The sequence below is a fragment of the Clostridium sp. HMP27 genome (genome assembly GCF_000765165.1).
Lineage (GTDB): Bacteria > Bacillota > Clostridia > Clostridiales > Clostridiaceae > Clostridium_AK.
The window spans coordinates 1-14,704 of the sequence record NZ_JMFY01000003.1 but is presented as its reverse complement, the minus strand read 5'-3'; the positions used below and the strand labels follow the sequence as shown (position 1 = coordinate 14,704).

Genomic DNA, 14,704 nt, shown 5'->3' with positions numbered 1-14,704 from the left:
AAGCAGGGCATAACTGGAGTTAAGCCCTACTTTGAAAAATTATTTTTATTAAAATTCTCTAGGAAGTGCTTCCTTCAGTACCTTCACAGATTTCTTGACTCCAGCTAGCTGATCCATAGTCATATCCTCCATCTCAAGACTAACTGCACCGTCATAACCAGTCATGCTTACAACAGAAAAGAATTCCTTCCACCATCCTATGCTGTGGCCATGTCCTACTGCTACATAATTCCATGAACGAGTATAAAATGAACTTATAGGTTTTGTATCAAGCACCCCACTGACGCCTGCCATTCCTCTCTCAATTCTCACATCCTTTGCATGAACATGATAAATTGAATCTCCTAATGCTCTTGCTGCTAAAATAGGATCTCCTCCCATCCAAAACAAATGACTTGGATCAAGATTCATTCCTATCATAGGTCCAACATGGTTTCTCAACTTAAACAAAGTTTCAGTATTGTAAACCAACTGGCATCCATGGTTCTCCAAAGCAATCTTTTCAATCCCATGATTCTTAGCAAGCTTTACAATGTCTTGCCAATAGGGCAGTGCCACCTCATTCCACTGCCAGTCAAGAATTTCATTATTTCTTGGCGGCCAGCTTGTAGTTATCCAGTTTGGCGTTGTATCTGTAGGTGCTCCCCCTGGAAGTCCTGACATCATTACTATAGTTTTAATGCAAAGTAGCTCTGCAAGCTTGAAGGTTTTTTGAACTACCAGATCATGTGCTTTCCCTTCCTCATTTGGAGCCAGCTGATTACCGGAACAATTTAAGGCTTCTATTTTAAGTCCTCTGCTCTCTATAGCATTTATAAAAGCTTCACGTTTTTGAGCGTCCCCAAGTAATTTATCTAAATTTAAATGGGGTGATTTTGACCAATTACCAGTGGCAAACTCAAGAGACTCAAAGCCTAATTTTGATGCAGTGTCAAGCATCTCCTCAAAGGGCATATATCCTAAAGCATCTGTCATAATGCAAAGCCTCATAGTAAATCCCCTCTCTAAATAAGCGTTTTTCCTCCAGCAATAGTATGAGATATTCCAGTAATATAATTTGCCTTTTCACTGCTTAAGAAAAGCATAAACTCTGCTATTTCTTCAGGCTCGGCCATTCTTTTCATTGGAACATAGCTTGTTAAAAGCCCTTCATATTCCTTTGGAGTCATTCCTTCAATTGGCCCTCTCTTCTCAAAAACTGACTGCATCATCTCAGTATTAACATAGCCAGGACAAACTGCATTAACTGTAATACCATACTCAGCTAGTTCTAATCCAAGGACCTGGGTAAGCAAGTTTACTCCTGCCTTTGACGCACAATAAGCTCCATTTCCCAGCTCCCCAATCTTTGACGCTTGAGAAGATATTGAAACTATTTTCCCATTTTGGACTTTGTTTTTTATCATATTTTTAGCTGTGCGCCTGCACATCAAATAAATGGACTTTAAGTTAATATTAAATACTCTATCCCACTCTTCTTCCTCAACATCAAGAATTAATCTTGAGGTTGAAATTCCAGCACAGTTTGCTAAAATATCTATCTTTTCAAATTCAGCTTCAACCTTATCCATAGCTTCATTAATTTCTTTTGATGAAGCCATATTAACTACAAGGGGCAGTGCATGAGCGCCTAGGTGTTCTACTTCAATGGCTGCTTTTTCAAGGCCTTCTTTATTTATATCCATTAAGACTACATCTGCCCCGTGCTCCGCATATTTAAGAGCTAAAGCTTTCCCCATGCCTCTTGCTGCTCCTGTAACAATGCATAGCTTTCCTTGTAACAGTTTTTCCATTTTCTCTATCTCCCTATAATGGATTTTCTAAAACTACATTATTATATTTAAACCTTATCTAACTAAAATGTATTTTTAAAACTAAAATCTTTAAATTTCAAATTCATCCATCTTAACTGGTCTTCCTTCTAAGTAGGACTTCTTTGCAGCCATGCCTAATAATACTGGCTTTAAGCCGTCTATGCCTGATACTACAGTATCTGTATCATTTATTATTGCACTAAAGAATTCCTTCATTTCTTCAGCAAAAGATTCCATATATCTTTCAAGGAAGAAGTATAATGGCTTTTCGGATTGAACTCCATCCTTTGTACTTAACACAACAGTTGAAGGGGTATCGTTGGATGCTTCAGCAGATCCCTTTGAACCAAAAACTTCAACTCTTTGATCATAGCCATAAACTGCTTTTCTGCTGTTATCTATAATTCCTATTGCTCCATTTTTAAACTTTAATGATATTAATGCTGTATCCACATCTCCTGCTTCCCCTATGGCTGGGTCCACAAGAACAGCTGCATTTGTGTAAACTTCTTCTACTTCACTTCCGCTTAGATATCTAGCCATATCAAAATCATGGATAGTCATATCAAGGAACATTCCTCCAGATACCTTTGCATATTCTGCTGAAGGAGGTTCTGGGTCCCTTGCAGTAACCTTTACTATATGAACATCTCCAATTTTACCTTCAGAAACAAGTTCTCTAACCTTTTTAAAGTTATGGTCAAAACGTCTGTTAAATCCAACTTGGAACTTAACTCCTGCTTTTTTAACTGCCTCTAGTGCTCCAGAAATCTTTTCTAAATCATAATCAATTGGCTTTTCGCAAAATATATGTTTTCCAGCCTCCGCTGCTTCAACGGTTATTTTTGAGTGAGTATTTGTGGATGAGCAAATTATTACTGCATCTATAGATGGATCATCTATTATTTTCTTATAATCAGCATATATATTTTCTACTCCTAAGCCTTTAGCCCACTCCCTTATGCTGTCATTCATAAATATATCGGCTATGGCTACAAGCTCTGCCTGGGTTCCAAATCTCTTTGCTATATTTTCAGCATGAATTTTTCCTATTCTTCCTGCCCCAATGACACCTACTCTTATTTTTTCACTCATTATTATGTCCCCCTATCCTATAATCCAGTTTTTTCGTTTATAAATTTTCTAGCCTTTATTGCATACTCCAGTGGATTTGCAAGTGCAGGATCTTGTTCTGCTTCTACAATAAACCAACCTTCATAATTATTTTCCTCAAGTACTTTAAATAATGGATCAAAATTAATCATTCCATCTCCTGGAACTGTAAACACTCCAGACTTAACACCCTTTAAGAAGCTTAGCTTTTCTTCTTTAACCCTATCTAAAACTTCTTTTCTTATATCCTTAAGATGAACATGTTTAATTCTATTTACATACTTCTTAAGAATTTCTTCTGGATCTTCTCCTGAAAATGTGAAATGTCCTGTATCAAATAATAAGTAAACCAAGTTTTCGTCAGTCATACTCATAAGCTTATCAACTTCTTCAGTGGTTTGAACTCCAGTACCCATATGATGGTGATATACTATTTTCATATCCCTTTCTTTTGCCAGTCTTCCAAGTTCTTCAAGACCTCTAGCAAGTTTTTCCCACTCTTCTTCAGTGAACTTAGGCTTCCCATCAAATACTGGTGTTTCCATTTGACCCTGAACACTGTGTCCCTGCTCAGCCACAACTATAACCTTAGCTCCCATTTCATGAAGAAAATCTCTATGTTTTATGAAAGCTTCAACGGTTTCTTCTAAGGGTTTAGTTGTTAAAAATGAGCTGAACCAAGCACTTGCTATGTTTATTCCTCTAAGCTCAAGAGCCTTTTTAAGTACATTTGTGTCTCTAGGATATTTATTTCCAACTTCGCTGCCAGTAAATCCTGCTAGAGCCATTTCACTTACGCACTGCTCAAAGGTATTTTCTCCGCCTAATTCTGGCATATCATCATTGGTCCAAGCTATTGGTGCAATACCAAGCTTTACTTTTTTATTGTCAAACATAATGTTTCCCCCTCCATCTTATATAAGGCTTAGTGGCACAGCCTAAGTTATGCCACCCTGCCTGTTAATATTGTCTAGCCTTATCAATGTTTTCTCTTAATTTTTTATATGTCTCTTGTATCTTTTCTTTATCGGATACTTCTGCCACGCCTACTCTCCACCAAGATCCATATCCATGAACCATGGTCTTAGGAAGTACTTTTACATCTATTAATGTAGAAACTTTCTGCTTTTTAGAATCAATTATAGCTTCCTTTAATTCTTCTATAGTTTTAACAGTATAGGTCTTGCATCCATAAGCCGCTGCATTCATAGCAAAATCTATAGGAACAAATCCTCCATCAAGCTTTCCTGTTTCATCGTTTCTAAATCTAAATTCTGTTCCAAAGCTTCCCATTCCATTTCCTATTTGAAGATTATTTATGCAGCCAAAAGTCATGTTATCAAATACAACTACATTTATCTTTTTTCTTTCCTGAATAGAAGTTATTAGCTCTGAATGAAGCATCATGTAGGACCCATCTCCAAGAAGTGTATATACTTCCTTATCAGGTTCAGCTATTTTTACGCCTAAACTTGCATTTACTTCATATCCCATGCAGGAATAGCCATATTCCATATGATATGTGTTAGCTCCCTTTGCCCTCCAAACTCTCTGTAAATCTCCTGGAAGGCTTCCTGATGCTCCAACGACTATATCCTTATCTGTGAGCATTTCATTAAGTACACCTAATACTCTTGACTGAGTAATGCTGGAACCAGTTATCTTTTTAAACTCTTCAAATACAGCCTTTTGATCCAGGTCATCATTTACTTCAGGGACAAAGTCTTCACCACTGTATTCCACGCTGTAAACTCTATCCACTTCTGCATTTAACGCATCTTTAGCAGTTCTTATCTCAGTTGTATATGCTGATTTATATTCTACTTTTTCAAGTTCAACTCTCAAGTCTTCTAAAGCAGCTTTAGCATCAGCTGTAACCCTTACACCGTCTAACTTATATGAATCGAAGGCTGCTATATTGATGTTTAAGAAGCTTACATCAGGATTTTGGAATATCCATTTTGATGATGTCGTAAAATCCGTATATCTAGTACCCACACCAATGATAAGGTCTGCCTCCTTAGCAATAGTGTTAGCAGCTAGGCTTCCTGTTTCTCCTATGCCGCCCATGTTTAATTCGTGATTCCATACTATTGCGCTTTTTCCTGCCTGAGTTTCCCCAAAGGGTATGTTGAATTTTTCAGCAAAGGTTTTAAATGCTTCTGCCGCTTCCGAGTATCTAACTCCGCCGCCGCATATAAGCATTGGTTTCTTTTTCTTTGTGATAAGACTTACTGCATCCGCGATCATTTCCTTTGTAGCAGGTGTCCTTTCTATTCTGTGAACTCTCTTTTGAAAGAAGTATTCAGGATAATCATAGGCTTCTCCCTGCACATCTTGAGGAAGGGCTAATGTAACAGCACCAGTATCTGCAGGACTTGTAAGTACTCTCATAGCATTTATACATGCAGTCATAAGCTGCTCTGGTCTTGATATTCTATCCCAGTACTTACTTACTGCCTTAAAGGCATCATTTGTACTGATGTTTAAGTTATAAAATTGTTCTACCTGTTGAAGAACTGGATCAGGCTGTCTTGTTGCATACACATCTCCTGGCAAAAACAATACAGGAATTCTATTTGCAGTTGCAGTTGCCGCTGCAGTTACCATATTTGCTGCACCTGGACCAACAGATGAAGTACAAGCATAAATTTGCTTTCTATGCTTTTGCTTTGCAAATCCCATAGCTGCATGAGCCATTCCCTGCTCATTTCTTCCTTGATGAACTATCAGGTTCCCCGGATCCTGTTCTAATGCCTGCCCAAGACCCAATACATTTCCATGTCCAAATACCGTAAATATACCTTTTACAAATTTATTTTCTATTCCATCAAACTCTACATACTGATTATCTAAAAACTTAATAAGAGCTTGTGCCATTGTAAGCCTTATAGTCTTCATATTTTCACCTCTATTTTTATTTATCTGGCCAAATTTCAGCATCCTTATCTGTAAGCCATAAATGCTCTGGAACAAATACTGGAGTTATATATGGATTTCCATCTATGTGTCTTATTACCCATATATAGTACATTGCATATCCTGGTGCACTTACCTGTGGATGAGTTACATCATCTAATATCTTTACTGCATCATTGTGTTTTAATTTAACCACGTCTTCACCTAGCTCTGAGAACCCATATCCATTTTCGGGATTAAATTTATAAAAATATATTTCTGGCTGTGGATGATGATGTGGTGGGTAACTTGACCACTTACCTGGATAATCTATATCTTCTCCTATAACCAAGTTTGAATAAGGAGCATTTGAATAATCAAAAACTGTTCTCACTATTCTTGTACAAGCTTCCTTCATTGTACCTGCGCCGCGATTTTCACTTCTGCATTCTTTATTTGTATAAAATTTTGATTCAAATATAGTATCATTGGTGGTTTTAGTAACGCAGATTTCTGTATCCTCTGAAATTCCAGTAATCTTTACTTCTACACCTTTAGGTACATGAAGTACCCAAGGATCTTCATCAAAACATGAATTTCTAAGTGCTGTTTCTTTTTTATCCTCGTACTCAAAAATCACTTCCCCTGTAATTAAAAGAAACACTCTTTCCTTTTCATCTTTATCTATATGAGCTTCACCTTTCCCAAGTCTTAATATTCCAAAGTCCATCATAGTATTATCTTCTGTTTCATCCATAGTAGTTATTGGATTGTATCCAAATTTAAAACCCTCATTCTGTCTAATTCTAAGCATGACTTTTCACCTCTTATTTATATTTATTCACTTGTCTTTTCTCTCTATTGCTCTCTTAACCTTTGCCATAATGTCCTTATAGGTCAGGTTATATTCCTCTTTTAAATAGTCCACAGGACCAACTTGACCAAATCTATCCTGGACTCCAACTCTTTCCAAAGGTACTGGCATATTTTCTGCTATAACTTCTGCAACAGCAGAGCGAAGACCATTTATAATGCTGTGATTTTCACAAGTTACTATTGCTCCTGTTTCTTCTGCACACTTTACTATAGCTTCCTTATCTATTGGTTTTATTGTGAACATATTTAAAACTCTTGCGGAAATTCCTTCTTTTTCTAATTCTTCAGCTGCTTTTAATGCTTCATCTACCATTATTCCTGTGGCAAATATTGTTACATCTTTTCCATCCCTTAAAGGTACTGCCTTTCCTATTTCAAAGGTTGAACCTTCCTCATATATCTTTACAGGATTTTTTCTTAAGAGCCTTGTATAAAAAACTCCATACTTATCTGAAATCTGTTCTAAAATATCCTTAAGCATAGCATTGTCTACAGGTTCTATTATTGTTAAGCCAGGAATGTTTCTGAGTATCCCCATATCTTCGAAGGGCATATGGGTTCCTCCATTATAGGCTGCAGTAACTCCAGGGTCGCTGCCGGTTATTTTTACATTAAGCTTTGCATAGGCACAGGATATGAAAATTTGATCAAAACATCTTCTTGTTGCAAAGGGTGCAAAGCTGTGTGCAAAAGGTACTATCCCCACAGCAGACATGCCTGCTGCCACTCCAACCATATTTGCTTCCTGAATCCCTACATCAAAAGTTCTTTCTGGATAAGCCTTTTGAAAAGGCATCATTCCCATGGAATTCATTAAATCAGCGTCAAGTGCAACTATATTTTCATTTTTAGAAGCAAGCTCCATAAGAGTTTTACAATACATATCTCTCATTGCCACTTCTTCAATTATTCTTTTTTCAGCTAACTTTACGCCCATTATTTCATCACCTCTTCAAGTTCTTTTTCCAGTACCTTTAAAGATTCTTCCATCTGCTCTTTGCTTACATTCATATGGTGGTTATTTAGTACCCCTTCAGCAAATCCGCATCCTTTTCCCTTTATGGTGTCTAATACTATTACTGATGGCTTTCCATTATTTTCTTTTGCTTCTTTAATAGCACTGTAAATTTCATCAACACTGTGTCCATCAATGGTTTGCTCATGCCACCCAAAACTTTCAAATTTACTGCCTATATCACCTAAATCATTTATGTTCCTTGTGTAGCCATCAAGCTGCTGCTTATTACAATCAACAAAGGTTATAAGGTTATCTACCTTTTGATGTGCAGCACACATTACTGCTTCCCACACCTGACCTTCCTGTATTTCTCCATCTCCAAGTATTAAGTAGGTATAACTATCTTTTCCTTTTAAGCGATTTCCAAGGGCTACTCCCAGTGCTGTAGAAGCACCTTGTGCAAGGGATCCTGTGGTCATATCAATACCTGTAGTTAAATTTCTATCGCAATGACTTGGGAAATGAGTGCCAGGCTTATTTAGTGTTAATAATTCTTCTTTATTAAAATATCCCCTTAGTGCTAGTGCTGAATATATAGCTGGACCAGCATGCCCCTTTGAGCATACCAGCCAGTCTCTATCTTCCCATCTTGGATTTTTAGGATCTATGTTCATAGTTCCACCGTAAAGTACTGCTATGGCATCTGCTATGGACATAGCACCTCCAAGGTGTCCAAATCCTAATGTCCCAATGGCTTTTAATGTTTCTATTCTTATATTTAAGGCAAAGGCCTTTAATTCTTTTATCTTTTCTTCACTTATCATGCTGCACCTCCTGCTACTTATTTAGCATTTTTCATTGCCTCTATTAAAGGAAGCTTTACTCCTGAAAGGAATCTAACCATGGCGCCTCCAGCAGTACATACATAATTTATTTTGCTGGTATCAATGAAGCGTTGTGCTGCGCTTACAGTGTCTCCTCCTCCTATAACGGAGTAACCTTTTGCTTCTGCTATAGCATTCCATATAGCCTTAGTTCCATCTTCAAACATCTTATTTTCATACACTCCTGCAGGTCCATTGACGAAAATTGTACCTGCTTTAGATAATTCTTCTTCAAATATTTCTATAGTTTTGTGGCCTATATCCATAAAGGATTTATCGCTTGGTAAACCTTGTATACTTATTTCTTTTCTTGAACCATTTTCTTCATAAGCCAAATCCACAGGATATACTATCTTTTCTTCATAGTTTTCTAAATATTCTTTAGCTGGTTTTATAAACACATCTAATTTTCTATCCTTAATGAATTTTTCATTAGCTTTTCCTAAATCATAGCCCTTTGCCATAAGCATGATATGTCCTGTTATGCCAGAGCATAGTATCTTATCAGCACTACCATTTTCTAAAACCTGTTTCATCATTCCAAAGGCATCAGATATTTTAAGTCCCCCAAGAACAAATACTGAAGGTTTCTCTGGGGTCTCCATAACCTTTGTAAGTGCGCTTATCTCTTTGAACATCAAGTCCCCTGCTGCACTAGGAAGTATTTCCTGAAAGGCTACCATGGAAGGCGCATTTCTATGAGCTGCTGCAAAGGCATCATTAATATAACAATCTACAATAGGTGCTAAACTTCTAACTAAATAGGTATTTACCATATCCTTTGGCTCAAGCTTTACAGCATCTTCAAAGGTTGATATTTCCTCTGACAAGTATCTTAGGTTTCCTAGTAAAATCAGCTCTCCAGGTTTTAAATTTTTTACTGCCTCCTGTGCTGCTGGGCCGCAAACGTCATCGATATATCTAACTTCTCTTCCCAGTTTTTCTGTTAGTCTTTCTGCGTGTTCTTTCATAGATATTAAATTTTGATAGTCTAATGTATCTCCTTGATGGGCTATTATGGCAATTTTAGCTCCCTGATCTATAAGATAATTTAGTGTAGGTATGCTTTTCTTTATCCTGTTTTCACTTACTATCTTCTTTGTATCAGTGTCAATTGGGGAGTTTATATCAAGTCTTAAAAGCACAGTTTTATTTTTATAATTAAATTCCCTCATTGATCTTATTTTAGTTCCTACTTTTCCATCCATTTTCCCAACTCCAAATATTTATTTGTTTCGTGAACTCCTTCTGCCCCGTCAGTTTGCATTTCCATAGCCGCTCTTATAGCATCCATATTTTCTGGTATAACTACAGCTTCCTGTGGAATGTTTATTGCAAACATTATATCTTTACCTGATTTAACTACAGATTCTTCAAATAACGCTATTTCATACATATCTCCTCTTGGATTTCCTAAATCTCTTGCATATCTAAATAATGAAGCATTTCCTTGGAATCCATCTGCAAGTCTTACCACTCTTATTCTTGGATGTTTGCTAAAAGCTTCTAATAGTTCTTCCTTTGATATATCCTTCTTAGGGGTAGCAACTACAGTAATTATGTGTCCATGGGTTACTGGTGTATGAACTAATATTCCAGTAGCTTCAACATGGGGCATTATTGTCATAAGATCTAGTGCTTGATGACTTGGTGCTTTTTCTACTTGAAGCGCATTTGTAAGTCCTCTGTGATAATCACCTGGGTCAGCCACACGTCTTATAATTGTAATTGCAACTTTTTCAACACCAACTAGTTTGTCTAAGCAATCAACTGCTCTTATAAGTCCAGTTGTATTACAGGATGTTAATTTTAAAAATTGTTTTCCAACACCCTTCTCATAGTTTGCATAACCATGGAAGAATACATCAGCAACGCTGTTTTTTTCTCCCCCCTGAAATATTGCCTTTTTGTTGTATTTTGTATAAATCTCTTTATTCTTTGCTCCAATTCCTGCACTGGTTGCATCAAGCATTATATCTACCTTTTGAACTAAATCCTCAAGTGTTCCACTTATCTTTACTCCAGCCTCATCAAATAACTTTTGATTATCTGGAAGTGAGTTATATAAATCATATGGCATTCCTTTTTCCTTTAATGCTCTTACAGATAGTGTAGGTGCAACATCTGCAACTCCTACAAGCTCCATGTCCTTTTGCATAGCAACCCCATCTGCTAGTCTTTGTCCAATAACTCCATATCCTGCAACTCCAACTTTAATCATATTACATAACCTCCTAAAATTTATATTTATTTACAACCACCTATTCGGGTGTGATATCTATTTTTCTAGCAGCCCAATTTTAACTAATACTATGCTGCCTGAGTTTTTGCTTTCTTTTCTGCTTGTCTTCTTAATACGTCTACATAAACTGCTCCAATGATAACTACACCAATAGCTATTGCCTGAACATCTGCAGATACTCCAAGAAGATTAAGCCCGTTTCTTAATACTGCCATTATCATAGCTCCAATTAAAGTTCCCCATACTGTACCTGAACCTCCCATAAAGGATGCTCCACCTATGATACATGCTGCTATTGCATCTAGTTCATAATCCAGACCTGCCAGTGGGAAAGTTGCATTAACTCTACCTGTAAGTACTATTCCAGCTATAGCTGACATAGCTCCACAAAGTACATAAACAAGAACTAAAGTTTTATCTACATTTATACCTGAAAGCTTTGCAGCATCAAGATTTCCACCAACTGCATATATATATCTGCCTTGTGCAGTTTTGTTTAAGAAAATTGAGAAGCCTACAAACACAATTATTACTAAAATAAAGCTTATTGGTATTGGTCCAATGAAGCCATTTCCTAAAAATTGAACTGACTTTGGAAAGCCTGATAGTGGTGATGCTCCTGTTAAAATAAGCGCAAGTCCCCTTGCCACGTTTTTTGTTCCAAGGGTTGATATAAATGGATGTGGGAGTCTAAGTTTAGTAAGTAAAATCCCATTTAAGTATCCCAGCCCCGTTCCAGCTGCTAGGCATAATACCATAGCTAGATATGGATTCATATGCCACTTAATTATTGCAACTCCCATGAGACAAGTTGAAAGAGCAACATTTGATCCAACTGAGTTATCAATACCTGCTGTTAATATTACTAAAAGCATACCTACTGATATCAAACTATTAATAGCTGATTGCCTGGCAATATTCATAATATTTGTCAGTGTAAAAAATTGCTCTGATGCAATTGTAAGACCAATACATAAAAGAATTAATCCAAGAAGGGACCCAAACTTGCTAATTCTATCTTTTACTGACTTTTTATCAGAACTTTGAAATCTTTCTCTTTTTTCATTTTGTAATCCCGTATTATTCATACACCTATACCTCCCCCGATGCTGCTCGCATTATATTTTCCTGGTTTGCATCTTTTCTATTTATTTCAGCTGTTATTTCTCCCTCATGCATAACATAAACTCTATCACTCATCCCAAGTATCTCAGGAAGCTCTGAAGAAATTATGATTACTGCACAGTTTTGCTCTACAAGTGAATTTAAAACATTATAAACCTCAACCTTTGCTCCAACATCAATTCCTCTTGTAGGCTCATCAAATATAAAAATATTAGCTTTAGTATTAAGCCACTTTGCTATTACAACCTTCTGCTGATTTCCTCCGCTTAACTGTCTAACAATAAAATTTTCTGAAGGAGGATTTATGTTTAGCTTCTTTATATTTTCTCTAGTTAATTCTTTGAGCTTTTTAATATTAAGAAGCAAACCAGATGAACTTTTATCATAGGAAGCTATATTTGAATTAAAATCTATCGTATTATCAAGTACCAACCCTTGTCCTTTTCTATCCTCAGTCAAAAATGCAATCCCATTTTTCATTGCATCCTTTGGGCAGGTTATCTTAACTTTCTTACCATTTATATATATCTCTCCCGAGTCATACTCATCTGCTCCAAATATGGCTCTCATAACCTCTGTTCTTCCTGCACCTACAAGGCCTGAAAAGCCAACAATTTCTCCTCTTTTAACGTTAAAAGATATGTTTTTAAATACACCTCTTCTATTTAAATTTTCAACTCTTAATGCCTCTTCATTGGCATTAGATTCTACTTTGGGATACTGCTGTTCTAGATTACGTCCAACCATCAGTCTTATAAGTCCATTTATATCTACCTTATCTATATCTAAAGTATCTATCTTTCTTCCATCTCTCATTACTGTAACTCTGTCGCATATTTCCATTACCTCATCCAGTCTATGAGATATATAAATAACTGCTATTCCCTTATTTTTTAATTCTTTAACTGTTTTTAATAATTCCTTAACTTCTCTTTCTGCAAGGCTTGAAGTAGGTTCATCCATAATTAAAAGCTTAGTTTTAACACTTAGTGCCTTAGCAATTTCCACCATCTGCTGCTGCCCGATACCAAGCTTTGCAACATTAATTTTTGTATCAATCTTCTGACCCAGTTCTTCTAAAAGCTCCTCTGCTTTTTTTCTCATTACACTTATATCTAAAAGTCCTTTATTTCCGTTCTTCTTAATTTCTCTGCCTAGAAATACATTTTCTGCTACGGAAAGCTGCTTTACTATATTAAGTTCTTGATAAATAGCTGTTATTCCATAATTCATGGCATCTCTTGGTCCCTTGATGTTTGATTCTTTGCCCTCGATAATTATTTGTCCCGTTTCGTTTTTATGAGCACCAGTAAGTATCTTTATTAAGGTTGACTTACCTGCTCCATTTTCACCTACAAGTCCATGTACTTCTCCGGGATATATTTCTAAGTCAACTGAATCCAGTGCTCTAACTCCAGGGAAAACTTTAGATACACCCTTTAATTCCAAAAATGGCTGCATATAACCTAACACCCCATTCATTTATTATTTAAATAATTGAATCCAAGTTGTTAAAGCTTGGATTCAATCTAGTTAAATTCCCCAATTATTTTTCTGTTAAAGTACCCAAAACTATTTTCCTAATATTTTGTCAAGCTCAGCTTGAACCTTATCAACATTTTCACTTGTAACCATTGATGTTCCTGTGTCTATTCTCTTATCTATGCTTTCTCCCTTAACTACTTTAGCTGCTGCTTCAACACCAAATTTTCCAATATTATATGCACTTTGAGCAACTGAACCTGTAAGTTCTCCAGCCTTTATTGCCTTTAACGCATCTGGTGATCCGTCAAATCCTACAACTACAACGCCCTTCTTTCCTGCCTGGCTTAAAGCTCTAGTAGCACCAAGAGCCATTTCATCATTTGAACAGAACACACCTTTAATATTTGGGTTAGTTTGAATTAAGTTTTCCATAACTGACATACCCATATTTCTATCGCTATTTGCTGGCTGAACAGCTACAACTTTCAAGCCGGCATCTTCCATAGCTTTTTTAGCTCCATTAGTACGATCGTCATGAGTTTTATCTCCTAAAGCTCCTCTTAAAACTACAACCTGGTCACCCTTTTGAAGCTTTCCTGCTATATACTTACCGCCAACTTCTCCACCTGCAAGATTACCAGTACCTATAAAGGATTTTTTCTTATCCCAGTCAGCATCTGAGTCTATTAAAAGTACTGGAATTTTTGCTGAATCAGCCTTATCAAAGGTAGCTACCGCTGCACTTGGCTGAGATGGAGCTACTACTAAAGCAGATGCCTTATTAACTATTTGATCTTCCATAATAGAAGTTTGTCCTGCTATATCAGTTTCAGCATTTGGTCCAAGTACATCTACTTTTATTCCAAGTGCCTTACCTGCATCATCAGCCCCTGCCTTAACTTGCTTCCAATAATCACTGTTTACTGCCTTTAAAACCACTGCTATTCTTGTTTCAGTTTTTGCTGTGCCTTCTTTTCCATTTGTAGTGGTTTCCTTTGACTTACCACAACCTGCTAATGAACCCATTATGACTGTAGTCACCGCTGCAAGGCTAAGTACCTTTAATAAGTTTTTTCTCATTTTAATATATCCCCCTTATTTAATTGAATGTTTTACACATTTGTTACTTCTCCTGCCGTCTTTATAATCATAAAACGTTTTCAAAAATTAACATAGTTCAAATGTTTATAAAAGATTTAATTTTCTAACTATTTTTGTTGTTTAAAATTTGATTATTTGTTTAAAAATTAAAGCATTGTTAAATAATTACCAAAACAACCCTGAAAAGTTAGATATAAAGAAAGACTTA

The 14,704-nt window shown here is 36.4% G+C and carries 13 protein-coding genes; all 13 read right to left on the bottom strand.

The genetic code is table 11. The features are described 5' to 3' along the window. Positions 1-48: 48 nt before the first annotated feature. On the bottom strand, positions 49-990 hold the full coding sequence (locus DP68_RS02650) for a sugar phosphate isomerase/epimerase (protein WP_035305710.1): 942 nt from the start codon (positions 988-990) through the stop codon (positions 49-51). A 14-nt stretch (positions 991-1,004) separates the two neighbouring features. Continuing rightward, on the bottom strand, positions 1,005-1,793 hold the full coding sequence (locus DP68_RS02645) for an SDR family oxidoreductase (RefSeq protein WP_035305707.1): 789 nt from the start codon (positions 1,791-1,793) through the stop codon (positions 1,005-1,007). Positions 1,794-1,883: 90 nt separating this feature from the next. Further along, the gene (iolG, locus tag DP68_RS02640) at positions 1,884-2,909 is read right to left on the bottom strand and encodes an inositol 2-dehydrogenase (RefSeq protein WP_035305705.1); all 1,026 of its coding nucleotides are present in this window, start codon (positions 2,907-2,909) and stop codon (positions 1,884-1,886) included. Positions 2,910-2,926: 17 nt separating this feature from the next. Then, complete coding sequence (iolE, locus tag DP68_RS02635; protein ID WP_035305703.1) at positions 2,927-3,823, bottom strand: myo-inosose-2 dehydratase; 897 nt, start codon at positions 3,821-3,823, stop codon at positions 2,927-2,929. Between the two features lie 64 nt (positions 3,824-3,887). After that, entirely contained in the window at positions 3,888-5,828 is a 1,941-nt protein-coding gene (gene iolD, locus DP68_RS02630; RefSeq protein ID WP_035305700.1) for a 3D-(3,5/4)-trihydroxycyclohexane-1,2-dione acylhydrolase (decyclizing), read from the bottom strand. Between the two features lie 16 nt (positions 5,829-5,844). Continuing rightward, positions 5,845-6,639, bottom strand: coding sequence for a 5-deoxy-glucuronate isomerase (locus DP68_RS02625; RefSeq protein ID WP_052085605.1), 795 nt, complete (start codon positions 6,637-6,639; stop codon positions 5,845-5,847). 27 nt (positions 6,640-6,666) lie between these two features. Next, complete coding sequence (locus tag DP68_RS02620) at positions 6,667-7,638, bottom strand: transketolase family protein (protein WP_035305697.1); 972 nt, start codon at positions 7,636-7,638, stop codon at positions 6,667-6,669. Next, positions 7,638-8,483, bottom strand: coding sequence for a transketolase (locus tag DP68_RS02615; protein WP_035305694.1), 846 nt, complete (start codon positions 8,481-8,483; stop codon positions 7,638-7,640). The genes DP68_RS02620 and DP68_RS02615 overlap by 1 nt, the downstream gene beginning before the upstream one ends. Before the next feature lie 17 nt (positions 8,484-8,500). Then, on the bottom strand, positions 8,501-9,751 hold the full coding sequence (locus DP68_RS02610; protein ID WP_035305691.1) for a phosphoglycerate kinase: 1,251 nt from the start codon (positions 9,749-9,751) through the stop codon (positions 8,501-8,503). Then, complete coding sequence (locus DP68_RS02605) at positions 9,736-10,764, bottom strand: type II glyceraldehyde-3-phosphate dehydrogenase (protein WP_035305689.1); 1,029 nt, start codon at positions 10,762-10,764, stop codon at positions 9,736-9,738. The genes DP68_RS02610 and DP68_RS02605 overlap by 16 nt, the downstream gene beginning before the upstream one ends. Positions 10,765-10,853: 89 nt before the next feature. After that, the gene (locus DP68_RS02600) at positions 10,854-11,873 is read right to left on the bottom strand and encodes an ABC transporter permease (RefSeq protein ID WP_035305687.1); all 1,020 of its coding nucleotides are present in this window, start codon (positions 11,871-11,873) and stop codon (positions 10,854-10,856) included. A gap of 4 nt (positions 11,874-11,877) precedes the next feature. Next, positions 11,878-13,371 carry a sugar ABC transporter ATP-binding protein gene (locus tag DP68_RS02595; RefSeq protein ID WP_035305685.1) on the bottom strand — a complete coding sequence of 498 codons (1,494 nt, stop codon included), beginning with the start codon at positions 13,369-13,371 and terminating at the stop codon, positions 11,878-11,880. Between the two features lie 111 nt (positions 13,372-13,482). Further along, entirely contained in the window at positions 13,483-14,475 is a 993-nt protein-coding gene (locus DP68_RS02590) for a sugar ABC transporter substrate-binding protein (protein ID WP_035305683.1), read from the bottom strand. Positions 14,476-14,704: the final 229 nt, after the last annotated feature.

Bases quoted from the DNA above. Each gene is read 5' to 3' on its own strand.
- DP68_RS02650 (WP_035305710.1), bottom strand. From the start codon at position 990: ATGAGGCTTTGCATTATGACAGATGCTTTAGGATATATGCCCTTTGAG.
- DP68_RS02645 (WP_035305707.1), bottom strand. From the start codon at position 1,793: ATGGAAAAACTGTTACAAGGAAAGCTATGCATTGTTACAGGAGCAGCA.
- iolG (WP_035305705.1), bottom strand. From the start codon at position 2,909: ATGAGTGAAAAAATAAGAGTAGGTGTCATTGGGGCAGGAAGAATAGGA.
- iolE (WP_035305703.1), bottom strand. From the start codon at position 3,823: ATGTTTGACAATAAAAAAGTAAAGCTTGGTATTGCACCAATAGCTTGG.
- iolD (WP_035305700.1), bottom strand. From the start codon at position 5,828: ATGAAGACTATAAGGCTTACAATGGCACAAGCTCTTATTAAGTTTTTA.
- DP68_RS02625 (WP_052085605.1), bottom strand. From the start codon at position 6,639: ATGCTTAGAATTAGACAGAATGAGGGTTTTAAATTTGGATACAATCCA.
- DP68_RS02620 (WP_035305697.1), bottom strand. From the start codon at position 7,638: ATGGGCGTAAAGTTAGCTGAAAAAAGAATAATTGAAGAAGTGGCAATG.
- DP68_RS02615 (WP_035305694.1), bottom strand. From the start codon at position 8,483: ATGATAAGTGAAGAAAAGATAAAAGAATTAAAGGCCTTTGCCTTAAAT.
- DP68_RS02610 (WP_035305691.1), bottom strand. From the start codon at position 9,751: ATGGATGGAAAAGTAGGAACTAAAATAAGATCAATGAGGGAATTTAAT.
- DP68_RS02605 (WP_035305689.1), bottom strand. From the start codon at position 10,764: ATGATTAAAGTTGGAGTTGCAGGATATGGAGTTATTGGACAAAGACTA.
- DP68_RS02600 (WP_035305687.1), bottom strand. From the start codon at position 11,873: ATGAATAATACGGGATTACAAAATGAAAAAAGAGAAAGATTTCAAAGT.
- DP68_RS02595 (WP_035305685.1), bottom strand. From the start codon at position 13,371: ATGCAGCCATTTTTGGAATTAAAGGGTGTATCTAAAGTTTTCCCTGGA.
- DP68_RS02590 (WP_035305683.1), bottom strand. From the start codon at position 14,475: ATGAGAAAAAACTTATTAAAGGTACTTAGCCTTGCAGCGGTGACTACA.